Raw genomic sequence first — 26,156 nt, 5'->3', positions numbered from 1 at the left:
AGTCCCTCCAACTTTCAACCGAGGTCTTGACGTGACTCTAGCCGGATGGTGACACTCTGGGCGACAGGCTATGCAGTACTGAATATCTATTCGTAGGAGCGTGCGTGTGAGGCCGACCAGACGCCGGGTGATCATCAACACCGATGCCAAGAACGAGGCCGACGATCAGTTCGCGATCGTGCACGGGCTGCTGTCGCCGAGCTTCGACGTCCGCGGTCTGATCCCCGCGCACTTCGGTACTCGCCGGTCGAACCGCAGCATGGCGGAGTCGCGCGAGGAGATCGACCTGCTGCTGGACCTGATGGACCTGACCGGCAAGGTGCCGGTCGCGGACGGTGCTCCGACCGGCATCCCGGACGAGCAGACCCCGCTCGACTCACCCGGCGCCCGGTTGATCGTCGAGGAGTCGAAGCTCGCCACGGCGGACGACCCGCTGTACGTGTCGTTCCTCGGTCCACTGACCGACATGGCATCGGCGATCCTGCTCGACCCGGACCTCGTACACCGGAACGTGATCGTGGTCTGGATCGGCGGCCGGGGTTACCGCGGGTACGCGACGTACCCCGGGATCGAGTTCAACCTGTCGAACGACATCCACGCCGCCAACGTGGTGTTCGGGTCCGGAATGACCGTCTGGCAGGTGCCGAGCGACGTGTACACGAAGGTGTCGGTGAGCTACGCCGAACTCGAGGAGGAGATCGGCGACGCCGGGCCGCTCGGCCGGTACCTGATCGACCAGCTGGTCGCGTGGAACGCGGAACATCACCCTGAACCGATCGAGTCGCGCTCGCTCGGTGACTCCCCGGCGATCGCGCTGATGCTCTATCCACGCAGCGGGGACATGCGGGTCCAGCCGGCGCCGCGGTTCGGTGTCGACGGCTGGTACCTGCCCGGTACCGACAACCCGATCCAGGTCTGTGAGCAGGTCGACGTCCGCTTCCTGCTGGCGGACATGTTCGCCAAGATCCGCCGCTTTGCCCGCCAAAGGAGTATGTCATGAGCAACTTCACCCGCCGGGGTTTCCTCGGTCTCACGTCCGCCGCCGCGCTCGGCGCCGGTCTGTCCGCGTGTACGGGCGGTGGTGCGTCGACCGGCGGGGGAGCCACCCAGAGCGGGTCGAACGAGCTGCGCCTGTTCACCTACGAAGGTGACGAGACCATCGGCCTGCTGAAGGCGCAGATCAAGAAGTTCGACGAGCAGAACGGCACGACCACGACGGTGGACAGCCTGCCGGGTTCAGGTGCCGCGGTCTATCCGGACAAGCTGCGGACGGAGTTGCTCGGCGGCAAGGGTCCGGACATCTGGCGGATCTGGGGCGGCCAGATCGGGGCGCCGTTCGCGAAGGCGAAGCAGGCCCTCGACCTGTCGCCGTACTACTCCAAGTACGGCTGGGACTCGAAGATCAGCACCACGGCGATCGGCGGGATGACGTTCGACGGCGTGAAGACGGGGGTTCCGTTCGTGTCCCTCGGGATCGGTGCCTGGTACAACAAGTCGTTGTTCGCCAAGGCCGGTGTCAGCGGCCCGCCGAAGACGTACGCCGAGCTGGAGGCGCTGAACGACAAGCTGGTGGCTGTCGGCGTCACGCCTTGTGGACTCGGCGGCAAGTACGGCTGGGACATCATGCGGTTGTTCGAGTACCTGCTGGAGCACACCGCCGGCCCGGACCTGCACGACAAGCTGCTGACGGGCGCCGAGAGCTGGGACCGTCCCGAGGTGGTCGAGGCGTTCACGCTGTTCAAGAAGTGGCAGGACAAGAAATGGCTGCCGCAGGGCGCGCTCGGTCTTGATCCCGCGGACATCGAGCCCGGGTACGTCCAGGGCAAGACCGCGTACACGATCACCGGGCCGTGGACCGAGGCGGCCGCGATCCTGACCGCGAAGAAGAGCCCGGCCGGGTTCGGCAACTTCGAGCTGCCGACCGACAAGACGCCGGCCCGGCACTCGGGCTTCGTCGAGGGCTACATGATCAACGCGAAGACCGGCAACGCCGACAAGGCGGCCGCGCTGCTCGACTTCATCCTGCAGCCAGCGGCCCAGAAGGCGATGCAGATCAGCGCGTCGACCGTGAAGGGCGCCGAGCCGGACCCGAAGGCGCTGCCGTTGTCGGCGGAGTGGTCGACGAAGTACGGCGGCAACCCGTTCTACACGATTCAGGACCAGGCGTTCCCGAAGAAGCAGGCCGACCAGTACTTCAGCGTACAGAGCGATCTGCTGCAGGGTTCGGTGCAGCCGGACGCGGCCGCGAAGAAGATGCAGGAGATCGTCTCCGCCTGGGCGAAGAGCTGAGTCGATGGCCGGCACAGTCGCAGTCAAACCCAGCACGGTCAAACGTGGTGGCCGCTGGTCGCCGTGGTTGTTCGCCATTCCGGCGCTGGCGGTGTACGTCGCGTTCCTGGTGTACCCGGCGTTGTCCTCACTGTGGTTCAGCCTGACGAACTGGGACGGCCTCAGCGCGACGTACAAGTTCGTTGGTCTGGACAACTACTTCAAGCTGCCGCACGACCCGGTCGTGGTGAGCGCGGTGCAGAACAACCTGATCTGGACGGTCGTCACGATCGCCGTCCCGACCGTGATCGGCCTGCTGCTGGCGATCGCGCTGAACGGCAAGGTGCACGGCAAGCCGATCCTGCGGCTGATCTTCTACACGCCCGCCGTACTGCCGCTGGTTTCGATCGCGAGCATCTGGGGCTGGCTGTACAACCCGCAGTACGGCGCGATCAACTCGTTCCTGCGGATGATCGGGCTGGACGGCCTCGCGCAGGCCTGGCTCGGGCAGGACTCGACCGCGCTGTGGGCCGTGATGGTGCCGGCGATCTGGCTGCGTACGGGCTTCCCGATGCTGCTCTACCTGGCCGCGCTGCAAGGCATTCCGAACGAGTTGTACGAGGCGGCGACCGTCGACGGTGCGACGAAATGGCAGCAGTTCTGGCATGTGACGATGCCGAGTTTGCGGCCGGCGCACTACATCGTGCTGGCGTTGTCGCTGATCGATTCGTTCAAGGTGTTCGACATGATCTACGCGATGACGTACGGCGGTCCGGGTACGTCGACGCAGGTGATGGGGACGTGGATGTACTTCAACGTCTTCCAGTACTACCAGGCCGGCTACGGCACCGCGATCGCCGTCGTGATCACACTGGTGGCAGTGGCCGTCGGAATCCCCTACGTACGCTCCCAGACCAGGGAGGCCTCATGACCGTCACGGCTCAAGCGCCGGTGGACCTGCCGATCGCAGCCACCCGATCCGACAGTCCCGCGCCCAAAGGACGTCGCGGCCTGGTGATGACATTCGTCCTGGCGGTGATAGCTCTCTTCTGGATTTCACCGCTGGCGCTCCTGGTGATCACCGCCGTACGCCCGCTGTCCGACTTCATCGGCAACGGCCCGCTGTCGTGGCCGGCCGACTTCACCTGGAAGAACTTCTCCGACGCGTGGGGGATCGGCAACTTCGCCACCACGTACCGCAACAGCGCGTTGCTCGCGCTGATCAAGGTGCCGGTCGGCGTACTGATCTCGGCGATGCTCGGGTTCGCGCTCGCGAAGTTGCGGATGCGGTTCCGCCGGACGGTGATGTTCACGGTCTTCCTCGGACTGACCATCCCGATCTACATCACCATCGTGCCGGTCTTCATCATGATGCGCTCGGCCGGCGCGACCGACAGCATCTTCGGGCTGATCGGGCCGTACCTGGCGTTCGGTATCCCGTTCGAGGTACTGGTCCTGCAGTCGTTCTTCCGGCAGATCCCGGACGAGATCATCGAGGCCGCGAAGGTCGACGGCGCCGGCGACTGGCGGGTGTTCTTCACGATGATCCTGCCGTTGTCGGTGCCGGCCCTGGTCACCGTCGCGATCCTGGACGCGGTCGCGACCTGGAACGAGTTCCTGTTCGCGCTGATCCTGCTGAACTCGGACGCGCACAAGACCATCCCGGTCGGGCTGCTCAACTTCCAGGGCCAGTTCGCCAACAACAACACCGGGCTCGCGGCCGGAATTCTGATCGCCGTGGTCCCGATCCTGATCGCCTACACCCTGCTCCAGCGCTGGATCGTCGGCGGTCTGACCGCCGGCTCCCTGAAAGGATAGGAACAAAGATGACTGACATGCCGGTCTTCGGCGCGGGTATCTGGCACTTCGCCACCTACAAGGACCGTTACGCCACCGACGGGTACGGCGAACCGGTCGGCCTGCTCGAGCAGATCGACCGCGCCGGTGCCGTCGGCGACCTGTCGGTGGTCGACCTGAACTGGCCGTTCGCCGGGTACGACGGGACGCTCGACGAGGTGAAGGCCGCGCTGGAGCGGAACCAGCTGAAGGCGATCGCGATCACGCCGGAGATCTACACCCGCGACTTCGTCAAGGGATCGCTGACCAACCCGGATCCGGCGGTGCGTAAGCAAGCACTCGAACTGTTGCACCAGGCAACCGAGCTCGCGAAGGACCTCGGCTGCTCGTACGTGAAGCTGTGGCCCGGGCAGGACGGTTGGGACTACCCGTTCCAGGTGAACTACCACGACATCTGGAACCTTGCGCTGGACGGCCTGAAGGAACTGGTGTCCGCGCACCCGGACATCAACTTCGTGATCGAGTACAAACCGCGTGAACCGCGGGTGAAGATCATCTTCCCGAACGTGGCCCGGACCCTGCTCGGGATCGAGAAGATCGGGCTGCCGAACCTGGGCATCCTGCTCGACTTCGGGCATTCGCTGTACGGCCAGGAGACGCCGGCCGACGCGGCGCAGCTGGCGATCGACTACAACCGGCTGTTCGCGATCGACGTGAACGACAACCTGCGCGGCTGGGACGACGACATGGTGGTCGGCTCGGTGCACCTGGTCGAGACGTTCGAGTTCTTCCACACGCTGCGGAAGAACAACTGGGAAGGGGTCTGGCAGCTCGACCAGTTCCCGTTCCGGGAGGACAGCGTCGAGGCTGCCAAGCAGGCGATTCGTTTTCTCAAGGCCGTACACCACGCGCTGGACGTACTGGACGAGGAGGCGCTCGCGGCGGCGCAGGCCGCGCACGACGCGCTGGCGGCGCAGCGGCTGGTCCAGAAAGTGTTGCTGAGTTCGATGGCGGAGATCGTATGAGTTTGACAGCCGAGCACACGACCATGCCCGTCCGCGCGCGGTTGCCGGTGCACAGCAGCCGGGCCGAGCAGGTCGCGTGGATCGCCGAGGCCGCGAAACAGATCCGGATTCAGGACCTCAAGCTGGTCCATCACGCCGGCGCCGGGCACATCGGCGGCGACTTCTCCGCGATCGACATCCTGGCCACGCTGTACGGCGCGGTGCTCGACATCTCGCCCGCGCGGGTCGACGACCCGGAGCGGGACCGCTTCATCCTCAGCAAGGGACATGTCGCCGGCGCGCTGTACACCACGCTGGCCGCCTTCGGGTTCCTGCCGGTCGAGGAACTGGCGACCTTCCTGAAGCCGCTGTCCGCGCTGAACGGGCACCCGAACCGGAACAAGGTGGCCGGCGTCGAGGCGAACACCGGCCCGCTCGGGCACGGTCTGCCGGTCGCGGTCGGCCACGCGCTGTCCGCGAAGCTCGACGTCTCGTTGCGGCGTACGTACGTCCTGGTCGGCGACGGTGAATTGCAGGAAGGGTCGAACTGGGAGGCGATGATGGCGGCCTCGCAGTACCAGCTGGATCGGCTGACCGTGATCGTCGACCGGAACCGGCTGCAGCAGGGCGCGACCACGAAGGAGACCAACGATCTCGACCCGCTGCCGGAGAAGGCGGCCGCGTTCGGGTTCGCGGTCGTCGAGGTGAACGGGCACGATCACGGCGAGCTGCTGGACGTACTGTCCGCTGTTCCGTTTCGGCCGGGCAAACCGACCTTCGTGATCGCCCATACGCACAAGGGCCACCCGATCTCGTTCATGAGCAACAACGTCGCCTGGCACCACCGCGTACCCGATGCCGCTGAATACCAGCAGGCCCTGGAGGAGCTGCAATGACAGTCCTGGAGACCGCTTCGATTGCCGATCAGCCGCGCTACGACTGCCGGGACGCGTACGTGGAAACGCTGGCCCAGCTTGCCGAGGCGGATCATCGGATCGTTGGCGTGGTCAACGACTCGGTCGGATCGAGCAAGCTGAACAGTTTCCGGAAGGCGTTCCCGGACCGGCTGATCAACGTCGGGATCGCCGAGCAGGACATGGTCGGCGTCGCGTCCGGGCTGGCGAACGGCGGCCGGATCCCGTTCGTCTCGGCGGCATCCTGCTTCCTCACCGGGCGCGCGCTCGAACAGATCAAGGCCGACGTCGCGTACTCGAAGACGAACGTGAAACTCTGCGGGATGAGTCCCGGCGTCGCGTACGGAGAACTCGGCCCGACGCATCATTCGATCGAGGACATCGCCTGGCTGCGCGCGATCGCTGGGCTGACCATCATCGTCCCGGCGGACCCGATCGAAACCGCGGCCGCGCTGCGCTGGGCGGCCGCTTCGGAAGGGCCGGTGTTCATCCGGGTCAGCCGGATGAGCGTGCCGAAGGTGTACGCCGACGACTACTCGTTCGTGCTCGGCAAGGCGATCACGGTTCGCGAAGGCGGCGACGTGACAGTGATCAGCAACGGGACGGTGCTGTGGCGGGCCTTGGCCGCCGCGGAACGGCTCGCCGCGGAGGGCATTTCGGCCCGCGTACTGTCGATGCCGACGGTGCGGCCGCTGGACGTCGACGCCGTGGTCGCGGCCGCGCGGGAGACGGCCGGCATCGTCACCGCCGAGGAGGCGGTCTCCGGCGGTGGGCTCGGCGGCGCGGTCGCGGAGACCGTGGTGCAGCGGCATCCGGCCCGGGTGTCGATCCTCGGGATTCCCGAGTTCGCGCCCACGGGGTCGGCCGGCTACCTGCTGGACCGCTACGGCCTGTCCCCCGAGGGCATCGCCGACGCCGCCCGCAAGCTGGTCAGGACAGGTAGCTGACCAGGTCGGCGATCGAGATCAGCGCGAAGCCATGAGCGTCGGCGAACCCCCGCAGATCCGTGCCGGTCATCAGGGTGCCGTCGTCGTTCATGAGCTCGCCGATCACGCCGACCAGCGGCAGGCCGGCCAGCTTCAGCAGGTCGACGGTGGCTTCGGTGTGGCCGGGCCGCTGCCGGACGCCTCCGTCGACCGCGCGCAGCGGCAGGATGTGACCGGGCCGGATCAGGTCCGTGCGCCCGGCCGAGGGATCGGCCAGCACCCGGACGGTACGCGCCCGGTCCGCCGCCGAGATGCCGGTGCCGACGCCGGTCGCCGCGTCCACCGAGATCGTGTACGCGGTGCGCAGGCTGTCCTGGTTGTCCGGGACCATCAACGGCAGCTCGAGCCGGTCCAGGATCTCCGCGGCGGCCGGCGCGCAGACGTACCCGCTGGTGTGGCGGACGAGCAGGGCCATCAGCTCGGGCGTCGCCAGGCTCGCGGCGAAGGTCAGATCGCCTTCGTTCTCGCGGTCCGCGTCGTCGATCACCACGACCGGGCGCCCGGCGGCGAGCTCGGCAACCGCGTGGTCGATCGTGTCCAGGCTGGTCAGCGTGTTCAGCGGGTTCATCGTCGTTGTCCTCTCGGCGGTGCTGTCGACAGCACTCCGGGGCAACGGCAAACCTCACGTCCCGGTCCGGCGGACGTGCGGTTGCCACGTGCGTCTTCCCATCCGGACTTTTACCGTCGGTCCTGGAGTTCCACCAGGTCAACCGCTTCTTCTGACGAAGTCACGGGTCGCGGACTGTCACCGCCGGCTCGGAATTTCACCGACCCCAGAGCACGTGTGTTCGTCCCCAGCTTAACCGCAACCAGCACTCGAGGAGTGTCATGTCCATCTCACCCATCTGGCGAGAACTCGAGCTCACCCTTCCGGCCGCCGAGGCGCTCGAGCCACCCTTCGCCGCTGAGCGCTGGGTGGATTTTGTGCACGAGTCCGGACGACGCCTACGGCGTCCGGCGTTCTGGGATGGCGAGCGGATCTTCCGCGTCCGCTTCGCGGCGCCGGAGGCGGGGCACTGGCGATGGACCAGCGGGTCAGCCGGCGGTGAGTTCGAGGTGCAACCGGCACCTGCCGACGAGCCCAACCCGTTCTACCGGCACGGGTTCTGGCGGATGTCGCCTGGTGGGCGGAGCGTGGTGCACGCGGACGGTACGCCGGCTCTGATGATCGCCGACACCGCCTGGGCGCTCCCGTGGCGCGCAACTCCGGACCAGGTCCGCCTGTATGCCGCCGACCGGCAAGCGAAAGGCTTCAACGCGGTCCTCCTCATGACCGTCCAGCCAGACATGCGCGCATCCGGCCCACGAGACCGTACCCAGGACGAGGGATTCGGCGTCGCGTTCGAGGATCTCCCCACCGGACATCTCAACGAGCCGAACGCCGACTACTTCCAGTACCTCGACGTCCTGATCCGCATCCTGATCGAGCATGGCCTGGTACCCGTACTGCAACCCGTCTTCCACGGCTTCGGCTGGAAAGGCCTGGATGTCGCCGGAACAGTGGTCCCGGCGTCCGAGTACGCGGCGTACTGCCGCTACCTGGTCGCCCGGTACGGCGCCGGTCCCGCGATCTACCTGGTCGGTGCTGACGGTTCGGGCACCGAGCCACAGATCGCCGCGGGCGGAGCGGAAGTACACGCCGCGGACTGCTACGAGCAGCCGACCGGCATCCACTACCGCCCGCACATCCGGGCGAACGCTCACCAGGACGCCGACTGGCTGGACTTCCAGTGGTGCCAGACCGGGCACACCGGCGAGCACGTACCCGAGCGGGTCGCGGACATGTGGCGGAACGAGCCGGTCAAGGCGGTCGCGAACGGCGAGCCAACGTACGAGCACACTGGCCGTACTGGTGTCGCCGAAGGTTGGTGGCAAGGGCATGAAGCGTGGAGCAACCTGTGCGCGGGCGGGACGATGGGCGTCGTGTACGGCGCGGGCAGCTTGTGGCAATGGCGTTTGCACGCGGACGAACCGGGGCACTCCGAGTTCTTTCTGGCACCAGGCGCGGGCTGGCGGGAGGCGATCGGTTTCGAGGGATCGACGTACGTCGGCATGCTCGGGAAGGTCCTTGCCGGCCTGCCGACGACCGATCTGGCGCCGGACTGGACCCGGGTGATCTCGGGGCGCGCGCTGAGTACGCCGGCCGGGGGCCTGATCGTGTACCGCGAGCACGGCGGGCCGGTGATGGTGTTCGACGACAGCGTCCCGCTCGCGTACACGATCGTCGATCCGCGGGACGGATCGATCGTCGCCGCCGGGGAACGCGACACGCCCCAGGCTCCGATCCCTGATCCTGGTGGCGCGCCGCGGGTCTACATCTGCCTATAGTCCAGGTTCATCGAAAGGAGCGCCGTGAACAGCAACCGTGGTGTGCGCCGGCCGGGGCTGGACGAGCTGCGGCTGCTCGCGAAGGTGGCGCGGATGTACCACGAGAAGGGCATCCGCCAGCCGCGGATCGCCACCGAACTGAACCTGTCCCAGGCACGGGTGTCGCGGATGCTCAGGCAGGCCGTCGACGTCGGTATCGTCCGCACCGTGGTGACCATGCCGAGTGGCGTCCACAGTGATCTCGAAGACGAGCTGCAGGGCCGGTACGGACTGCGGGACGCGGTTGTCGTCGACACGCTGGGTGTTGGCGAGGACGTACTGTCCGCGCTCGGTTCCGGCGCGGCGGCGTACCTGGACATGACGCTCACCGGCGGGCATCTGGTCGGCATCTCGTCCTGGAGCGAGACGCTGCTCAGCGCCGTCGACCGGATGCCACGCAAGAGCGTGCCGGTGGTCGACAAGGTGGTCCAGATCGTCGGCGGGCTCGGTGACGCGGCGGTGCAGATGCAGGCCACCCGGCTGACCGCGCGGTTCGCCGAGCTGACCGGTGGGATGCCGGTGTACCTGCCGGCGCCCGGCCTGGTCGGGACACCCGCGGTCCGGCGGGCGATGATGAACGATGTGTCGGTTCGGGACGTTCTGGGCACCTGGGGACAGCTCACCGACGCCCTGGTCGGGATCGGCAGCCTGGAGCCGTCACCGCTGCTGCAGCGCAGCGGGAACGCGGTCGCCGAGGCCGACCAGGACGAGCTGCGCAGGCTCGGTGCCGTCGGGGACGTGTGTTTCCGGTTCTTCGACGAAGAGGGAAAGCTGGTGCGCTCGACGTTCGACCAACGGGTCATCGGGGTGACCGCGAAGGAGCTGCTGGCGGTGCCGCGCCGGATCGGCGTGGCCGGTGGCGACCGCAAGTACTCGGCCATTCGCGCCGCTCTGCTCGGCGGCTGGGTCAACATCCTGATCACCGACCTCGCGATGGCACAGCGTTTGTTAGATGCAGCCTGACGAGCAGCGGGAGGTCTACGCGACCATCGACCTGGCCTTGCGGGTCGGTGAGGTGCTGCTGTCCAGCGGCGCCGGTACGGCGGACGCGACCGCGACGATCCTCGGCGTGACCGCGGCCGGTGGGCTGCGCGGGTGCGAGGTGGACATCACCTTCACCTCGATGGCCGTCTCGTACCAGGAGGCGCCGGATGTCGCGCCCGAGACGCACATCCGCCTGGTCCGGTACCGGTCGCAGGACTTCTCCCGGCTGACCGACGTCGACCGCCTGGTCCGCCGGTTCGCGCGCGGTGACGTGACGCGCGAGGAGGCTTCGCGGGAGCTGGCCCGGCTGACGTCCGCCGGGCCGCCGTACCCGCGCTGGAGCGCCGTGCTCGCCTGGGGCGTGATGGCGGGCGGCGCGACGCTGCTGCTCGGCGGTGGCTGGCTGATCACCGCGGTGGCGGTCCTGACCGCGATCGTGATCGACCTGAACAACCGCTGGTTCAACCGGCAGCGCTTGCCCGCGTTCTACCAGCAGGTCGCCGGCGCATTCGTGGCAACCGCGGTCGCGCTCGGTCTGTACGCCGTGGACGCACCGGTGAAACCATCACTGGTAGTTGCCGCAGGCATCATTATGTTGCTGGCCGGAATCGCCCTCACCGGTGCGGTCCAGGACGCGATCACCGGGTACTACGTGACCGCCGCGGCCCGAAGTCTGGAAGCGATGCTGCTCACCGGCGGCATCATCGCCGGGGTGTCCCTTGGTCTGACGCTGGGACTGAAGTTCGGGCTGAACGTCGGCATCGAACCGCAGGCGATCCAGCTGACGAACCTTCCGGTGATGGTCATCTCCGGCGCGGTGATGGCGACCGCGTTCGCGTACGCGACGTACGCGCCCCTGCGCGCGCTGCTCCCGGTGGCGGTGATGGGCGCGCTGGCATCGCTGGTCTTCACGCTGATGACCCGGGCATCCTTCGGCCCGGCCTGGTCGACCGCCGCGGCAGCCTTCGTCGTCGGCCTGGGCGGTTACTCCAGCGGCCGGCGCACCGGCGTACCGCCGCTGGTCGTGGTCGTCGCGGGCTCGATCCCGCTGCTGCCCGGCCTGACCATCTACCGCGGCCTGTACGAACTGATGGCGCGGAGCAACATCTTCGGCATCGTCAGCCTCACCACCGCGGTCGCCATCGGCGTCGCCCTGGCCTCCGGCCTGATCCTCGGCGAGTACGTGGCGCAGCCGATCCGCCGCGAAGCGCGCCGCCTGGAGGACCGGCTGGCCGGCCCGCGTCTGGTCGGACCACGCCGCCCGGTACGCCGCCGGACCAACCGAACCAGGCGCCGCCGACGCGCGGCCCAGTGAGCTGGTCAACAGTGCGACGCGCAGATGCCGTGATTTAATGCCGCCTGGTGCGATTCCACGGTGTGACGGTTGGACCTGGTCCAGGCCCGTCGACTCTGCCGGAAGGCGGAGCAACCCGGTGCGACCGGGGCCACGCGGTGATACCCCGCTTCAGCTCGGACCAAGTGCCCGGTAACTGGCACGCTTGAGGTCCCTGGCCATGAACGAGTGGCGGAGAGCGAAGCATGTTCACAGGATTGATCGAGCAGGTAGGCACCGTCGCCGGGATCGCGGGCGACCTGTTGCGGGTCCGGACCGAGATCACGGTCGCGCCGGGTGGCGCGGTCTGCCTCGACGGGATCAGGTTCAGCGCCGAACCGATTTCGCCCGGGGAGATCGAGGTCGTGGTCACCGAGGAGACCCGCCGCCGTACGACCTTCGACCGGATCTGCGCCGGCACGGTGCTGCACGTCCAGCTGCCGGTTGCCATCGGCGACCGGATCGACGGACATCTCGTCCAGGGGCACGTCGAGGGCGTCGGCAAGGTACTGCGGGTCGACGTGGAGCCGGCCGGGCACCGGGTCTGGATCAAGCCGCCAGAGCGGCTCCTGGCCCGGCTGGTGGCGAAGACCTCGGTGGCGATCGACGGGGTCAGCATCACGGTCGCCGAGGTACTGAAGGACCGGTTCTCGGTCGTGCTCGTACCGGCCACGCTGGCGAAGACGAAACTCGGCGCGCTTACCGCCGGCAGCCGGGTCAACCTGGAGAGCGACTTGCTCGTCCGGATGGCGCGCGAAGGACACGGGCCGGAGTTCCAGCGGGCGGTGGCGCGATTGCCGTGGGCCGGACAGCTGAGCGGTGAGACCGGCGTCCAGAAGGTGGTCGCACAGATCGCCGCGGGTGGTGGGGTAGTGGTGTGGGACCCGACCGCGGAAGGTGAAGGCGATGTGGTCTTCGCGGGCGAGCGGTTCCGGCCGGAGGCGATGCGGTTCCTGCTGACCCAGGCTTGCGGGCATACGACGATCCCGTGCGCGGCCGACGTACTGCAGCGGTTGGAGATCGGGCCGATCCCGGGCGGCGGCGACCGGCAGGGTACGGCGATGCATGTGCCGATCGATCTCGCCTCGTCGGACGGGACCGGGGTGTCCGCGGCCGACCGGGCGGCGACGATTCGGCGGCTCGCGTCGGCGGATGCCGTACCGTCCGACTTCTTACGGCCCGGGCACGTGTTCCCGCTGGCCGCGCGACCTGGTTTGCTGGCCGAGCGTTGCGGTCACACCGAGGCGACTGTCGCGTTGTGCGTGGCCGCCGGGCTGGCGCCGGTCGGGGTGTGCTGCGAGGTGATGCGCCCGGACGGGGTGATGGCCGGCGCGTCCGACCTCGAACAGTTCGCCCTCCGATGGGAGCTACCGATGATCGACATTCACGACCTGGCCCGCTGGTTATGACCGGGCGACCGCGTGACGGTGCCGGGTTGTACGACGACCCGGACTTCCTTGCCGGATACCGCCACCTGCGCCGTACCGGCCAGGGGATCAACGACGAACTGGAGATCCCGGCGATGAACGCCGTCCTCGCGACGCTGCCGGTCGCCGGGGCTCGGGTCGTGGATCTGGGCTGTGGCGAAGGTGGTCTCGCGGTTCGGCTGGCGATGGCGGGCGCTGCTGAGGTGCTGGCTGTTGATGCCTCGGAACAGATGCTCGCGGCGGCTACCCCGCATCCGCGCGTTCGGTACCAGCGTGCCGACCTCGCGACCTTCGACCTACCGTCAGGGTCCGCGGACCTGATCGTCAGCAGCATGGCTCTCCACTACGTCGAGGACTTCGACATCCTGGTCAGCCGAGCAGCGAGCTGGCTGTCGTCCGGGGTGTTTGTCTTCTCGGTGGAGCATCCGGTGATGACCGCCCCGATGGTGGCCGCGGACGGTGTGGTGGACGACTACGCGGACGAGGGGCGGCGGGAGCGGACGTGGTTCGTGGACAGGGTGGTGAAGTACCACCGGACGATCGGCTCGATCGTCGCGACCCTCCGGCGCCATGGGTTCCAGCTGGAAGTGCTCGACGAACCACTCCCGACACCGGAACAGGTAGCCGCCCACCCCCACCTTGCCATCCACCGCCGCCGCCCGCCCGTCCTCCTGGTCGCGGCCCGCGCGCTGAGTACGTGACCGTGGCGGGTGGGAGCCGTTAGAGTTACCGACTGGAAACATCGGCGGGGGGACGAGGAGGAGCGTCGTGGCACTGGGTAGGACATCCCCGCGGGATCTGCCGCTGTTCGCGGATCTGTCCGGGCGGGACATCCGGGACATCTTCCGGGCCGGCGAAGAGGTTTCGGTACCGGCCGGGTGGTCGCTGATCCTTGAGCAGACGCCGCCGGACGCCGCGTACCTGATCCTCAGTGGTACCGCCGCGGTCCGCGAGAAGGGCCAGGAGATCGCCGAACTCGGCCCGGGTGACATCGCCGGCGAGGTCGCGGTCCGGAAGAACACGTTGCGGACGGCAACCGTCACGGCGAAGTCGCGGCTCCAGCTGCTGCACTTCACCCGGGAGAAGTTCGACGACCTCACCCGCCGCCTGCCTGCGTTCCGCGACGCCATCGACGCCACCATCCAAGAACGCCGCGGTTAGCTCCTGAACGAAATGAACACGCCTGAGTCGAACGACAGTGGTTCCGGCGCGGCTGGGCGGGTGGATCTGAGTGCCGTGCAGCGCGAGTTCGAGCGGACGCTGCTCGGGGGCGAGCGGAAGTTCACTCGGGTACAGGTTTCCGAGCGGGCCGGGATTTCGATGGAGCGGGCCGAGCGGATGTGGCACGCGCTCGGGTTCGCGACCGTACCGGACGACGAGGTGGCGTTCACCGACGACGACGTCGAGGCGCTGCGGCTGGTGGCCGCGCTGGAGGACGACGGTTTCATCGAGCCCGAGATGGAATCGTCACTGGCCCGGAAACTCGGACAGACCCAGTCGCGGCTGGCGTCCTGGCAGTCCGCCATGTTCCTGGAGTTCCTGGGCGGTACCCAACTCCCGCCGGACGAAGCGATCGAAGTCGCCGGATTGTTGCTTCCAGCAATGGAACGGTTGCAGACGTACGTCTGGCGCCGCCACCTCGCCGCCGCGGCCGGCCGAGCGGTCGCGGGGTCGGACGAGCTGGCCCGCGGCGTACGCGCGGTCGGTTTCGCCGACATCGTCAGCTACACCCGGCTCACCCGCCGCCTGACCGAGGCCGAGCTCGGCGGCCTGATCGAACGGTTCGAGGGGACGGCCGCCGACGTGGTCGCGCTGAACGGTGGCCGGGTGATCAAGTCGATCGGCGACGAAGTGCTGTTCGTCGCCGACACCGCGGCGCAGGGCGCGGCGGTCGCGCTCGCGCTCCAGGACGCGGTGACCGCGGACGAGGATCTCCCCGAGCTGCGGATCGGGCTCGCGTACGGAACGATCCTGATCCGGCTCGGCGACGTGTACGGCGAGGTGGTCAACCTGGCCGCCCGCCTGACCACCGAATGCAAACCCGGCCGCGTCCTCGCCGACCGCGAACTCGCCGCCGCCCTCGACGGCCACCCCGCGTACAACCTGCACCGCCTCCGCCGCGTCGCGGTCCGCGGCTACCGCCACCTGGTCCCCTACGCCGTCCAGCGCGCCGATGGTGTACCGAAGAACAGGTAGTGCACCGCCGAGACGCCGTACACAAATCCCCGTCCACGCTCAGGTGCACTAGGTCAGGCCCGACCACCTCCTGTCCTTAGGTGCGCCAGGTAGGAGGAGTTGCTGCTCGGTGCCATCGTCGTGAGCGTGGCGGCGGATGCGTGGAGCGCGCCGGAGGTCGGCTTCCTGGCCGGGGTCGCGACGAATCCGGTTGCCCGGGGCAAGGGATTGTCGCGGCAGGTGTGTGGATTCGCCACCGCCGAGCTGGTGAAGCGCCACGGGCGGGCCGCGTTGATGGTGGATGGTGACAACGCGGCCGTGTACGAGCGGTTGGGTTACACGTACCGAAAGGTTGCCGCGGCCCGACTGCGGTAGTTACCGGGTCGGTGTTACGGCAGGCGTACTGGGCTTGGCGGTGGGCTTCGTTGTCGGCTTCGGTGTGGGCGGGGTGGCCTTTGTGGGCAGGGGCTTCGGGGGTGGGAACGGAGCCTTGGTGCTCTCCTTGCAGTTCTCCGGCCCCGAGTAGCCGTTCGCGTCCGGGGTGACCACCGCCTGCGGGAACAGGTTGCTGGGCTCCCGCCGGCTCGACCCGAACGCGTTCGCGCAGTCCTGCGGATCCAGGGCGATCAGGTTCCCGTCCTGGTCGTACAGCCGGACCGAGATTTGCTTGCCCTGGGCATCAAATGGGTAGATGTTGCTGACCGTGACCCCGTTCAGCGTCAAGCCGTCCACCGGCTGCGCCTGGGCCGTCCTCGTCGGATGGCCGCGGAAGTCGTTGTAGTTCTTCAGGAATCCGAACGACGCCCCCGAGTACGCGGCCGCGAGGAACGACGGCACCGCGATCGCCGCGACCACGTTCAGCGGCACCACGTACCAGAGCAAGCGCCGGTCCTGCTGGGTCTTGCGGCCGATCCAGATCGACGCGGCGGCGCCGGCGATCGCGGCGACCACGGTCACCGAGGTGGCGCCGAACAGCGCGAAGAACCCGCCCGCGCCGATCACGCCGCGGACAGCCCACCAGACCGGCTGGCCGATCGTCACCAGTTCGTGCCGGAGGTTCGCCGGGATCTGGTCGATCCAGCCGCGTACGGACGTCGCGCCGCGGGCGCCCTGCGGGGTGTCGAGCACGATCCGCGGGTCGTTGCCGCGCAACGAGTGGACACCGAGGAACCCGGCGCCGAAGAGTACGCCGAGCCCGAGTACGCCGAAGAACGCGGTCTGCTGCCGTGACCACGCGAAGATCGCGACCGCGACGAAGAACGGCCCGACCGTACCGGCGAGCGCGCCCCAGCGCAGCGCGTTCCAGCCGGCGTCGAGTTGGCTCTGGCTGCTGGCCGGCGAACGCGGCGGCGTGCTGTTCACGCGGCCTCCTTCGCCAGCAACAACACGGACATCGCGCCGGCGAAGTGGTTCCACGTCTGGGTGGACCGGGCCAGCAACTCATGCCCGTCCTGGTTCAGCCCGTAGTACTTCCGATGCGGCCCTTCTTCACTCGGCTGCACGTACGAAGTCAGCACCCCCGCCGCGAACAGCCGCCGCAACGTCCCGTACACCGACGCATCCGCGACATCCACCAGCCCCGCCGCCCGCAACCGCCGCAACACGTCATACCCATACCCGTCCCCCTCCCGCAACACCGCCAGCACCGCAAGATCCAGCACACCCTTGAGCAACTGACTCGTATCCATCGACCCTCCACCTCCCCGGAACTCCCCCACGCACACTACTCCACAATGCGCAGTACTCCGGGGCACGTTTGTCCACGAACGTAGACAAACGTGGATTGTCTTCGAACGAGGACAATGCGAGAATGTCTACGAACGTAGACAAAGGACGGATGCCATGGACGAGATCGTCATCGGTGACTGGTCGAAGCTCGGCTCGACGGTCCGCGCGCAACGACTGCGGCTCGAGTTCAGCCAGGCCGAGGCCGCCGCGCGTGCACGGGTCTCCCGGTCCTGGCTGGCAAAGGTGGAGAGCGGGCACCGCGGCGTCGAGCTGGAACAGTTGATGCGTCTGCTGGCCGCGCTGGGGCTGACCATGGTGTTCCGCGCGTCGAATGCCCCCGAAGCCGGTTCGGACCAACATCTGACCGACCGCCGCCTTCTCCGCGCCGCGAACCGGCGCCGGGCCTGGTACGGCGACGAGGAGCCGTCCGGAAATGACTGAGCGACTCGCGGTTGTGCTGTACGACGAAGTCGCCGGACACCTGGAGCGTGCCGGCACGGACGTCATGCCGACCTTCACCTACACCGACGACTACGTCGGCTCCGGAACCATCCCGCTGTCGCTTCGACTGCCGATCGGATCGCGTACGTACCCGGCCGGCCGGGTCGAACCGTACCTCCGGGGCCTGTTGCCGGAGAACCCGCAGACGCTCGGTCAATGGGCCGACCGCCTGAACACGACAGCGGACGACATCTTCGGAATCCTCGCCGAAATGGGTTGGGACTGCCCTGGTGCCGTCCAGTTCTGCGCACCTGAGCGACTGGAAGAACTACGGAACCGAGGGTCTCAGACGCACCCCGTGGGGGAAGCGGAGATCGCCGAGCGGCTGCGTCGGCTGGTGGACCAGCCCGCGACCTGGTCGATGCCCGCCGAACACTGGTCGCTCGGTGGTCAGCAGGAGAAGTTCGCGCTGACCTCGATCGACGGACAGTGGTACGAGGCGCGCGGATCGGCCGCTACGACGCACATCGTCAAGCCAGGTATCAAGGCGCTTCTGCACCAGGCGCTGATCGAGCACGTCACGATGGCCGCCGCGGCGGAACTGGCAGTTGATGTCGCGTCCAGCCGGATGCTGCGATTCGAGGATCAGTGGGCGATCGTGGTCGAGCGTTTCGACCGCGTGGTGGACGGTGCGGCAGTCAGACGGATTCATCAGGAGGACTTCTGTCAGGCCCTCGGCCGACTGCCCGCCGCGAAGTACGAGAGCAGGGGAGGGCCTCGGCTGTCCGACCTGGTCGCACTGGTCCGGCGGCAGCTGACAGAACCTGAGGATGACCTGCTGGCGCTGGCCGACTTCGCTGCCGTCAACCTCGTTGCGGGCGCACCGGACGGACACTCGAAGAACATCTCGCTACTTCTGGATTCGACCGGTTCGCGGTGGATCGCGCCGTTGTACGACCTTGCCACCGGCCTGTCGTACGACAGCAAGCGGGTGGACAGATCAGTTGCGCTGTCGATCGGCGGCGAACGCGTCTTCAGCCGAATCAGGCGCAGACAGTGGGAGAAGATGGCGCGGTCGCTCGATGTTCCGGCCGAGTTGATGATCGGCCGGGTCCGCGTACTGGCCGAGCGCTATCCCGACGCGTTCGAGACGGCCCTCGCCGCGGTTGCGGAGGTGCCTGGTGCCGATGAGGTTGCCGGCCGCACCCTTCCACAACTCCGCACCCATTGCGAGAACGTCCTCCGACAGTTGAGCTAGGGCATGTCTCCCAGCATCTCCTCGCTACGGCGGGGAATTGGGAGACATGCGCTAGTTCTTCGGGTCGTGGAGGTTGGGGCGTTGGGTGGGGGTGGTGATGTCCACGTCGATGGGGGTGAGTTTGGTGGGGGCGGTGAGTTTGCCGGTGGTGACGGGGATGTTGAGTTTGCTGGCGGAGACGTCGATGTCGACGGTGGCGCCGGTGTCGTTGGGGGTGGTCCATTCGGGGTCGGAGAGGGTGATGGCGAGGCCCACCACGCGGCCCTTGGGGATGATCTCGTCCTGGGCGCGGAGGGGGACGGTGACGGTGGTCCACTTGCCGGGGGTGAGGGGGGTCGGCTTGGACAGGGACTTGCTGTGGGCGGCGTCGATCCAGCCGCGGCTGATGATGCCGTGGTCGCTCTGGGTCGTGACCTTGTCGACCGTGTAGTAGCAGCTGTCGTCGTAGTCGGTGCTCGAGCCCTCGCATGTGCTGTTGCTGGTCCGGCGGATGCCTGAATACCGTTCCGCGTTGCCGTACTCGATCAGGCGCGCCGTCACCGGCGTGGTCGCGGAGTCGGACTTCACGCGGAGCGTCACCGACGGCGTGCCGCTCACCCGCAGCGGTGTGGTCAGCGGCGCGGACAGGAACATCTGCCGGCCGGCGATCACCTCGGTCGGGTCCGCGACGATGTCGTCCTCGGTGAGCCCGGGATCGTCGGTGATCGTCACCGAACCCTTGCCGGCGGCACCTAGTTTCCCCGCCGCCAGCGGCACCTGGACCGGACGGTTCACGGCCGGCCAGGTCTTGTAGTTCTGCCATACGTCCGGCGACGTCTCGATCGAGACCGCGGGCTCCTTCATCACACCGTTCTGCAGACCCTGCAGCCAGTAGTCGAACCACTTGTGCAGCTCGTCCACCCACGCGTCCCGCCGGAACTCGAACGGGTCGACGTGATCCTCGAGCCCGAGCCACAGCTTCCGCGGCACGTTGTTGCGCGACAGCGCGGACCACCACTGCGAGAAGTGGTTGGTCTGTACGTTGTAGTCGCTCAGCCCGTGCGTCATGAAGACCGATGCCTTCACCTTGGACGCGTTCTTGGTGTAGTCCCGTTCGGCCCAGAACGACGTGTAGTCACCGGTTTCGTCCTCGTCGTTGTCGCCGAGTTGTCCGCGTACGTCGTCGCAGGCCGCGCTTTGATGGCCGACGTACCCACCGAGCCAGGGCATGTAGTCGTCCGAGTACGGGACGCCGCCGGAGCGGGTGTAGTCGTACCAGGACGAGATCGCGGAGATCGGCACGATCGTCTTCAGGCCTTGTACTCCGGTCGCCGCGACACCGTTCGCGAGCGTGCCGTCGTACGACTTGCCGATCATGCCGACCGCGCCGGTGGTCCAGGTCGCCTTCACCGGCCGCCCGTCGGCGGTGTGCGCGGTGTTGCGCCCGTTCAGCCAGTCGATCACGTCGACGACGGACTGGATCTCGTCCGGACCGCCGACGTCGCCGCAGCCGGTGGACCGCCCGGTACCGAGCACGTCGACGCCGACCATCGCGTACCCGCGCGGTACGAAGTAGTTGTCGTAGTACAGCGGCATCTTCCGGATCGTGCCGTCGCTGTCGTACGTCTTCTTCTCGTTCTCGTTGCCGCGTCCGCAGCACGAGTAGTACGGCGAGGCGTCCATGATGACCGGGATCTTCACGCCGGTGAGAGCGGGCTCGCTCGGCCGGACGATGTCGACCGCGATGACGTCGTTCTTGCCGTCGGAGTCGGTGTCCAGATCGGTGTCGACGTACACCGACTCGCGGATCGCGTCGGAGTAGTCGTAGACCGGCTGCGTGCTCTTGGTACGCGTGTCGACGTGCTGCGGGGCACTGGGAGCGGCCGGGGCCGCCTTGACGCCCGGCGCGTCGGGTACGTCCGGGATCGGCGCGGCCACCGCCGGACCGGTCACGGTCGCGAGGCTGAGCACGGCGGACGAAACCAGGATCGTCACCCTGGCGCGGACGGTCGTCATGGCTGGGAAGGCTAGTCACTCCCGGGCCGCAAAGCCAGGTTCTGCCGAGATTGGCAGCGACCTGCCCGATACTCAGCGTGATAGCGGCGGTGGGATCAGGTGATTCGGTAGGGTGACCGCCACCGCCCACCGGGGGGACGCACGAAAGGGTAGGCCAATGAATCTGCGAGCACCAGTGACGTTGCTGGACGTCGCGCAGCGGGCGGGAGTGTCGGTCGCGACCGCCTCCCGGGTGCTGAACGGCGGGGACCGGGTCCCGCGTCCCGAACTGCAGGAACGCGTGAAGGCGGCGGCCGACGAGCTCGGTTACACGCCGAACGCGCAGGCGCAGGCGCTGGCCAAGTCGTCGACGAACGTGGTCGGCATCCTGGTCCACGACATCGAGGATCCGTACTTCGCCGCGATCGCGAACGGCGTGATGCGCGCCGCCGACGAACGCAACCTGCTGGTGATGATGGCCAGTACGTTCCGCGACTCGGATCGTGAGATCGCCTACCTGTCGTCGTTGCGGGCGCAGCGGGCCCGGGCCGCGGTGATGATCGGCAGCCGCCGGACCGACCAGGAGAGCCTGTCCCGGACGGCGGCGGAGGTGGAGAGTTTCCTCAACTCCGGCGCGGGTCTGGCGCTGGTCAGCCAGTCCGGGATGCCGGCGCACACGGTCGAGCCGGACAACCGGGCCGGCTCAGCGGATCTGGCCCGCGCGCTGGTCGGGCTGGGCTGGCGGAAGTTCGCCGTGCTCGGTGGTCCGGAGAGCCTCGCCACCGCGCGGGATCGGCGTGACGGTTTCGTCGCCGGGCTGGCCGAGTCGGGCCTGCGGCCGGTGGCGGTCGAGGCCGGCGACTTCACCCGGGACGGTGGGTACGCGGCGGCTGAACAACTGCTGGACCGGCATATCGACCTGGACTGTGTGTTCGCGGTCAACGACGTGATGGCGGTCGGCGCGATGTCCGCGTTGCGCGCGCGGGGCGTCGACGTACCGGGCAAGCTGGGCGTGGCCGGATTCGACGACATCGCGACCTTGCGGGACGTGTGGCCCGGCCTGACGACGGTCCGCTTGCCACTGGAGCAGATGGGCCGCCGGGCGCTGGAACTGGCGGTCGAGGGCGGCGACGTGACGACCGAGACGTTCAAGGCGGAGGTAGTGCTGCGGGAGAGCACCGCCCGGGGCTGAGTAGGTGGGCTGAAATATGCTGCCTGGGTGACTGTTTCCGAGATCTTCGACCCGTCGGCCTGGAAGCAGGTGGACGGCTTCGAGCTGACCGACATCACCTACCACCGCGCGGTCGACGCCGGCGTCGTACGGATCGCTTTCAACCGCCCCGAGGTACGGAACGCGTTCCGGCCGCAAACGGTCGACGAGTTGTACCGCGTCCTGGACCACGCCCGGATGTCGAGCGATGTCGGGTGTGTACTGCTCACCGGCAACGGACCGTCCGCGAAGGACGGCGGCTGGGCGTTCTGCTCCGGTGGCGATCAGCGGATTCGGGGCAAGGACGGTTACAAGTACGCCGAGGGGACGACGGCTGACACGATCGACCCGGCGCGCGCCGGCCGGCTGCACATTCTTGAGGTGCAGCGACTGATCCGCTTCATGCCGAAGGTGGTGATCTGTGTCGTTCCGGGCTGGGCCGCGGGTGGCGGGCACAGCCTGCACGTGGTCGCGGACCTGACGCTGGCGTCGGCGGAGCACGCGCGGTTCAAGCAGACCGACGCGGACGTGGCGTCGTTCGACGGTGGGTTCGGTTCGGCGTACCTGGCGCGGCAGGTCGGGCAGAAGTTCGCCCGGGAGATCTTCTTCCTCGGCGACGAGTACACGGCCGACGACGCCTGCCGGATGGGCATGGTCAACAAGGTGGTGCCGCACGCCGAGCTGGAGACGGTGGCGCTGGAGTGGGGCAAGAAGATCTGCGCGAAGTCGCCGACCGCGCAGCGGATGCTCAAGTACGCGTTCAACCTGATCGACGACGGTCTGGTCGGGCAGCAGCTGTTCGCCGGCGAGGCGACCCGGTTGGCGTACGGCACCGACGAGGCGGCCGAGGGCCGGGATTCCTTCCTGCAAAAGCGTCCGGCTGATTGGTCACCGTACCCGTACGCGTTCTAGATGCCTTGGGCAACTTGTTTGACGGGATTGCTTCGATTCCTTCTTAACATCACTCACCGTGATCTTCACAGGAAACATAGTTCGAACTGGTGACAGTTCGCGGTAAATCACTTACCGTCTGAATGCATGGACAAACTCTCCCGTCGTGGGTTGCTGACGGGTGCCGGGGCAGTTGTTGCCGCCGGCACCTTTGGGCTGCCGACGGCCACCGCCCGGAACCTGTCCCCGACCGCCCTACCGACGACCAAGCGCTTCAAGATGAGCGCGACCACCAACGAGTTCTTTCGCAGTCAGCCGTTGCACGACGCGACCGTGATGCAGTCGTTCGCGTTCGACACGCCCAACAACCGGCTGTTCGCCGCGCAGGTACGCGGCGGCAGCGTGAGCAACGGTGGCGACCTGACCCTGACCCGGCTCGACTTCGCCGGCAACGAGCTCGGGTACATGTACCTGACCGGCTTCGGTCATGCCGTCTCGATCGGCGCCGAAGCATCCGGCAGCACGACGTACATCTGGACCGAGACCGATGTCGACACGACGAACGGACGCGGCCGCCAGATCTGCCGATTCCCCTGGCAGAGCGGGAAAACGCTGACGACGGCGTCGGTGACCAAGTGGAAGCCGGTCTCGAACGGAACGATCTTCACCCCCGCGACCGATCAGCGCTTCGGGCGACTCGGCGTACGCTATGCGCTCGCGGACGGGATGCACATCAACGTGTACTCGCTGGCGGCGGCGCGGGCCGGTGATTTCTCCACCGTGCTCGCATCGTTCAAGCAGCCCGCGCTGACGCCGGGGATCGACTTCCAGGGCTGGACGTTGTACGGGTCGTACGCGTACTTCTGGGAAGGCGAGGCGTATCCGGGTGAGCCTGACGAGACCAAGGCGAACTCGAAGCTGTGGTGCTACGACATCAATGCCGGTGAGATCGTCGACTCGTTCCTGACCCTGGCCGGGAAGAGCCTGACGTACCGGGAAGCTGAAGGGATGGCAGTCTACGGTTCCACCGATGCGACCGCCCGCCTGTACTTCGGCTTCGCCTCCGGCGTCACCGGCGCCCGCCGAGCCAACCTCTTCTACCGCAACACGCTGGTCTAGCTGGACCTACTGGGCGACGCCGTACAGCCGATCGCCGGCGTCGCCCAACCCTCCCCCCAACCGTCTTTTCTTACTGCGCTACCCCATACAAACGGTCACCTGCGTCGCCCAGCCCCGGCACGATGTAGCCCTTCTCGTTCAGGTGGGAGTCCATCGCGGCGACCACCAGGTTGCACGGGACGTCCAGGTCGGTCAGTTCGCGTTCGACCCGCTGTACGCCCTCCGGCGCGGCCAGCAGACAGATCGCGGTGATGTGGTCGGCGCCGCGATCGACCAGGAACTGGATCGCCGCCGCGAGCGTGCCGCCGGTGGCGAGCATCGGGTCGAGTACGTAGCACTGGCGGCCGGACAGGTCCTCCGGCAACCGCTCGGCGTACGTCGACGCGGTCAGCGTCTCCTCGTTCCGGATCATGCCCAGGAACCCGACCTCGGCGGTCGGCAGCAACCGGGTCATCCCCTCCAGCATGCCGAGCCCGGCGCGCAGGATGGGTACCACCAGCGGCTTCGGTGAGGTCAGCTTGACGCCCGGCGCGGCCGCGACCGGGGTCTGGACGGTGACCGGACCGGTCCGGACGTCCCGCGTCGCCTCGTAGGCGAGCAGCGTGACGAGTTCCTCGGTCAGCCGCCGGAACGTGGGTGAGTCCGTGTGCTCGTCGCGTAGCGCGGTGAGCTTGTGAGCGACGAGCGGGTGGTCCACAACGAGGATCTGCATAAGCCCGAACGGTACCGTCGGCGATTCGCGACCGGAAACAGCGCTCGCTGCCAGACTTGGAGCTGCACCGGAATCTGCCCTGACCTCGCCCCCCAGGGAGTACGCCGATGGCCGAGAAGAGCCCTGAGCAGCTGGACCGCTTGCGCCGCCGTGCCGCGTTCCTGCGCGAACGCGACGAGGCCCGCGCCCTCCGCGACCGGATCGCCCCCCGCCGAGCCAAGGTCCGCCAACTCCGCGAAGCAATGCGCCGAGCCACCTTCCACCACTAACAGTGAGGATGTAGGCGTGGACCCCGCAGTGGTCGTCCTGACTCGGCCCCTAACTGACTTCGGGTCTTGAACGGGATCTGTCGGTCGACCTGCTGCGGGGTTCGCTTGCACTCACTCGGCGAGAACTCGTGACTTCATAGGAGCCTGTGCCAGCAGGCACCCATCACTGTTTTGTCCGTCGCTCGGCTGGTGCGTGCCGCCCTGACCGTGTCGAATGGAAGGACGGCGATGTCTACCATCGCACAGCCAGATGCCGTGTCCCAGGCCGAGATCACCGGTGGTGTCGACACTCACCGCGATACCCATACGGCGGCTGCGATCGACCAGACGGGCCGGATGCTCGGTCACCAGACCTTTCCCGCCACTGGTGCCGGCTATGCGGCTTTGCTGGCCTGGCTGGGCTCGTTCGGGCCGGTCGTTCTGATCGGTGTCGAGGGCACCGGCGCTTACGGGTCGGGCCTGACCGGCTACCTGACCGGGCAGGGTGTGACCGTGGTCGAGATCGACCGGCCCAGTCGTAAAACCCGCCGGACAGCAGGCAAGTCCGACCCGATCGACGCCGAAGCAGCCGCCCGAGCCGCTTTGGGCAAAGTACGCACCGGCATCCCCAAGAACCGTGACGGGCAGGTCGAGGCACTACGGAACCTGCGCATCGCCCGCAACAGCGCCGTCAGCCAGCGCGCTGACTGCCTGCGCAGAATCAAGGCCCTGATCGTCACCGCACCACACGACCTGCGCCAGCAACTACGCGGCCTCACCAACCCGCGCCTGATCGACACCTGCCACAACCTGCGACCCGACCCTAATCAGATCGCGATCCCACAACACGCCGTCAAAACCGCGCTACGCTCCCTGGCCCGCCGTCACCTCGCAGCCCAGCACGAGATCGCCGAGCTCGATCAACTCATCACCGAACTCATCAACACGATCAACCCCGAACTGCTCACCCTCAACGGCGTCGGCCCCGATGTCGCCGGCCAACTCCTGGTCACCATCGGACAAAACCCAGAACGCATCCACTCCGAAGGCGCCTTCGCGATGCTCTGCGGAGTCGCCCCCATCCCCGCATCATCCGGCCAGACCCACCGCCACCGACTCAACCGCGGCGGCGATCGCCAAGCCAACTCAGCCCTCTACACCATCGTCATCAGCCGACTCCGCTGGGACCCACGCACCCGCGCCTACCTCGAACGCCGCACAACCAACGGACTGTCCAAGAAAGACATCATCCGATGCCTCAAACGCCTCATCGCACGCGAGATCTACTACGTCCTCACCAAACCACAAACCCCTTGACCA

The 26,156-nt window shown here is 67.6% G+C and carries 27 protein-coding genes and 1 riboswitch; of the genes, 22 read left to right on the top strand and 5 right to left on the bottom strand.

The genetic code is table 11. The annotated features are described in order from the left end of the window. Nucleotides 1–106 precede the first annotated feature (106 nt). From HDA44_RS24430 to HDA44_RS24400, 7 genes are read left to right on the top strand one after another with little or no spacing between them, the layout of a single operon-like run. Nucleotides 107–1,000 carry a nucleoside hydrolase gene (locus HDA44_RS24430; RefSeq protein ID WP_319036801.1) on the top strand — a complete coding sequence of 298 codons (894 nt, stop codon included), beginning with the start codon at nt 107–109 and terminating at the stop codon, nt 998–1,000. Next, complete coding sequence (locus HDA44_RS24425) at nt 997–2,289, top strand: ABC transporter substrate-binding protein (protein WP_184838195.1); 1,293 nt, start codon at nt 997–999, stop codon at nt 2,287–2,289. Before HDA44_RS24430 ends, HDA44_RS24425 begins: the two co-directional genes overlap by 4 nt. A gap of 4 nt (nt 2,290–2,293) precedes the next feature. Next, nucleotides 2,294–3,199: a carbohydrate ABC transporter permease gene (locus HDA44_RS24420; protein WP_184838193.1), complete on the top strand. Its 906-nt coding sequence runs from the start codon at nt 2,294–2,296 to the stop codon at nt 3,197–3,199. Further along, complete coding sequence (locus HDA44_RS24415; RefSeq protein WP_184838191.1) at nt 3,196–4,086, top strand: carbohydrate ABC transporter permease; 891 nt, start codon at nt 3,196–3,198, stop codon at nt 4,084–4,086. The genes HDA44_RS24420 and HDA44_RS24415 overlap by 4 nt, the downstream gene beginning before the upstream one ends. Before the next feature lie 8 nt (nt 4,087–4,094). Beyond that, nucleotides 4,095–5,090: a sugar phosphate isomerase/epimerase family protein gene (locus HDA44_RS24410; RefSeq protein ID WP_184838189.1), complete on the top strand. Its 996-nt coding sequence runs from the start codon at nt 4,095–4,097 to the stop codon at nt 5,088–5,090. Continuing rightward, nucleotides 5,087–5,965 (top strand): transketolase, encoded by an 879-nt coding sequence (locus tag HDA44_RS24405; RefSeq protein WP_184838187.1) that lies wholly within the window; start codon nt 5,087–5,089, stop codon nt 5,963–5,965. Before HDA44_RS24410 ends, HDA44_RS24405 begins: the two co-directional genes overlap by 4 nt. Next, the gene (locus HDA44_RS24400; RefSeq protein WP_184838185.1) at nt 5,962–6,930 is read left to right on the top strand and encodes a transketolase family protein; all 969 of its coding nucleotides are present in this window, start codon (nt 5,962–5,964) and stop codon (nt 6,928–6,930) included. Before HDA44_RS24405 ends, HDA44_RS24400 begins: the two co-directional genes overlap by 4 nt. Here the strand turns inward: HDA44_RS24400 and ribB are convergent. Then, on the bottom strand, nt 6,914–7,537 hold the full coding sequence (gene ribB / locus HDA44_RS24395) for a 3,4-dihydroxy-2-butanone-4-phosphate synthase (protein WP_184838183.1): 624 nt from the start codon (nt 7,535–7,537) through the stop codon (nt 6,914–6,916). The genes HDA44_RS24400 and ribB overlap by 17 nt on opposite strands. An 84-nt stretch (nt 7,538–7,621) precedes the next feature. After that, a riboswitch (FMN riboswitch) is annotated at nt 7,622–7,755 on the bottom strand. A gap of 42 nt (nt 7,756–7,797) precedes the next feature. Here ribB and HDA44_RS24390 point away from each other — a divergent pair. The 8 genes from HDA44_RS24390 to HDA44_RS24355 all read left to right on the top strand — a co-directional run bounded on the left by HDA44_RS24390 (nt 7,798) and on the right by HDA44_RS24355 (nt 15,630). Further along, entirely contained in the window at nt 7,798–9,297 is a 1,500-nt protein-coding gene (locus tag HDA44_RS24390; RefSeq protein WP_184838181.1) for a glycoside hydrolase family 140 protein, read from the top strand. 24 nt (nt 9,298–9,321) lie between these two features. After that, nucleotides 9,322–10,299, top strand: a complete 978-nt coding sequence (locus HDA44_RS24385; protein WP_202887535.1) for a sugar-binding domain-containing protein — start codon at nt 9,322–9,324, stop codon at nt 10,297–10,299. After that, nucleotides 10,289–11,635, top strand: a complete 1,347-nt coding sequence (locus HDA44_RS24380) for a threonine/serine exporter family protein (protein ID WP_184838180.1) — start codon at nt 10,289–10,291, stop codon at nt 11,633–11,635. Before HDA44_RS24385 ends, HDA44_RS24380 begins: the two co-directional genes overlap by 11 nt. A gap of 224 nt (nt 11,636–11,859) precedes the next feature. After that, on the top strand, nt 11,860–13,062 hold the full coding sequence (locus HDA44_RS24375; protein WP_184838178.1) for a 3,4-dihydroxy-2-butanone-4-phosphate synthase: 1,203 nt from the start codon (nt 11,860–11,862) through the stop codon (nt 13,060–13,062). After that, entirely contained in the window at nt 13,059–13,781 is a 723-nt protein-coding gene (locus HDA44_RS24370) for a class I SAM-dependent methyltransferase (protein WP_184838176.1), read from the top strand. Before HDA44_RS24375 ends, HDA44_RS24370 begins: the two co-directional genes overlap by 4 nt. A gap of 67 nt (nt 13,782–13,848) precedes the next feature. Then, nucleotides 13,849–14,241, top strand: a complete 393-nt coding sequence (locus HDA44_RS24365; RefSeq protein ID WP_184838174.1) for a cyclic nucleotide-binding domain-containing protein — start codon at nt 13,849–13,851, stop codon at nt 14,239–14,241. Nucleotides 14,242–14,253: 12 nt separating this feature from the next. Next, nucleotides 14,254–15,276 (top strand): adenylate/guanylate cyclase domain-containing protein, encoded by a 1,023-nt coding sequence (locus tag HDA44_RS24360; protein WP_184838172.1) that lies wholly within the window; start codon nt 14,254–14,256, stop codon nt 15,274–15,276. A gap of 99 nt (nt 15,277–15,375) precedes the next feature. After that, nucleotides 15,376–15,630, top strand: a complete 255-nt coding sequence (locus HDA44_RS24355) for a GNAT family N-acetyltransferase (RefSeq protein ID WP_238352540.1) — start codon at nt 15,376–15,378, stop codon at nt 15,628–15,630. On the opposite strand, the gene HDA44_RS24350 is transcribed toward HDA44_RS24355, so the two are convergent. After that, on the bottom strand, nt 15,631–16,617 hold the full coding sequence (locus tag HDA44_RS24350) for a hypothetical protein (RefSeq protein WP_184838170.1): 987 nt from the start codon (nt 16,615–16,617) through the stop codon (nt 15,631–15,633). It abuts the gene before it with no gap. Then, complete coding sequence (locus HDA44_RS24345; protein ID WP_184838168.1) at nt 16,614–16,943, bottom strand: PadR family transcriptional regulator; 330 nt, start codon at nt 16,941–16,943, stop codon at nt 16,614–16,616. The genes HDA44_RS24350 and HDA44_RS24345 overlap by 4 nt, the downstream gene beginning before the upstream one ends. A 154-nt stretch (nt 16,944–17,097) precedes the next feature. Here HDA44_RS24345 and HDA44_RS24340 point away from each other — a divergent pair, with 154 nt between their 5' ends. Both HDA44_RS24340 and HDA44_RS24335 read left to right on the top strand, forming a co-directional pair. After that, entirely contained in the window at nt 17,098–17,424 is a 327-nt protein-coding gene (locus tag HDA44_RS24340; RefSeq protein WP_184838166.1) for a helix-turn-helix domain-containing protein, read from the top strand. Then, nucleotides 17,417–18,682, top strand: a complete 1,266-nt coding sequence (locus HDA44_RS24335; protein WP_184838164.1) for a type II toxin-antitoxin system HipA family toxin — start codon at nt 17,417–17,419, stop codon at nt 18,680–18,682. Before HDA44_RS24340 ends, HDA44_RS24335 begins: the two co-directional genes overlap by 8 nt. Nucleotides 18,683–18,733: 51 nt before the next feature. On the opposite strand, the gene HDA44_RS24330 is transcribed toward HDA44_RS24335, so the two are convergent. Then, complete coding sequence (locus HDA44_RS24330) at nt 18,734–20,677, bottom strand: Xaa-Pro dipeptidyl-peptidase (protein WP_184838162.1); 1,944 nt, start codon at nt 20,675–20,677, stop codon at nt 18,734–18,736. A 157-nt stretch (nt 20,678–20,834) separates the two neighbouring features. Here HDA44_RS24330 and HDA44_RS24325 point away from each other — a divergent pair, with 157 nt between their 5' ends. The 3 genes from HDA44_RS24325 to HDA44_RS24315 all read left to right on the top strand — a co-directional run bounded on the left by HDA44_RS24325 (nt 20,835) and on the right by HDA44_RS24315 (nt 23,876). Next, nucleotides 20,835–21,848, top strand: coding sequence for a LacI family DNA-binding transcriptional regulator (locus HDA44_RS24325; RefSeq protein ID WP_184838160.1), 1,014 nt, complete (start codon nt 20,835–20,837; stop codon nt 21,846–21,848). A gap of 27 nt (nt 21,849–21,875) precedes the next feature. Continuing rightward, nucleotides 21,876–22,778 carry a 1,4-dihydroxy-2-naphthoyl-CoA synthase gene (locus tag HDA44_RS24320; RefSeq protein ID WP_184838157.1) on the top strand — a complete coding sequence of 301 codons (903 nt, stop codon included), beginning with the start codon at nt 21,876–21,878 and terminating at the stop codon, nt 22,776–22,778. 126 nt (nt 22,779–22,904) lie between these two features. After that, nucleotides 22,905–23,876 carry a phage baseplate protein gene (locus HDA44_RS24315; protein ID WP_184838155.1) on the top strand — a complete coding sequence of 324 codons (972 nt, stop codon included), beginning with the start codon at nt 22,905–22,907 and terminating at the stop codon, nt 23,874–23,876. Between the two features lie 70 nt (nt 23,877–23,946). On the opposite strand, the gene upp is transcribed toward HDA44_RS24315, so the two are convergent. After that, nucleotides 23,947–24,588 carry a uracil phosphoribosyltransferase gene (gene upp, locus HDA44_RS24310; RefSeq protein WP_184838153.1) on the bottom strand — a complete coding sequence of 214 codons (642 nt, stop codon included), beginning with the start codon at nt 24,586–24,588 and terminating at the stop codon, nt 23,947–23,949. Nucleotides 24,589–24,695: 107 nt separating this feature from the next. On the opposite strand from upp, the gene HDA44_RS24305 reads away from it, so the two are divergent. Together HDA44_RS24305 and HDA44_RS24300 are read left to right on the top strand one after the other, a co-directional pair. Then, nucleotides 24,696–24,857: a hypothetical protein gene (locus HDA44_RS24305; protein WP_184838151.1), complete on the top strand. Its 162-nt coding sequence runs from the start codon at nt 24,696–24,698 to the stop codon at nt 24,855–24,857. Between the two features lie 189 nt (nt 24,858–25,046). Next, nucleotides 25,047–26,153, top strand: a complete 1,107-nt coding sequence (locus tag HDA44_RS24300; RefSeq protein WP_475584080.1) for an IS110 family RNA-guided transposase — start codon at nt 25,047–25,049, stop codon at nt 26,151–26,153. The last annotated feature ends 3 nt before the right edge of the window (nt 26,154–26,156 follow it).

It is taken from the genome of Kribbella solani, from assembly GCF_014205295.1.
GTDB classification, from domain to species: Bacteria; Actinomycetota; Actinomycetes; order Propionibacteriales; family Kribbellaceae; genus Kribbella; species Kribbella solani.
Note: the sequence above shows the minus strand (reverse complement) of the source record. Positions and strands in the feature narration are given on the sequence as shown.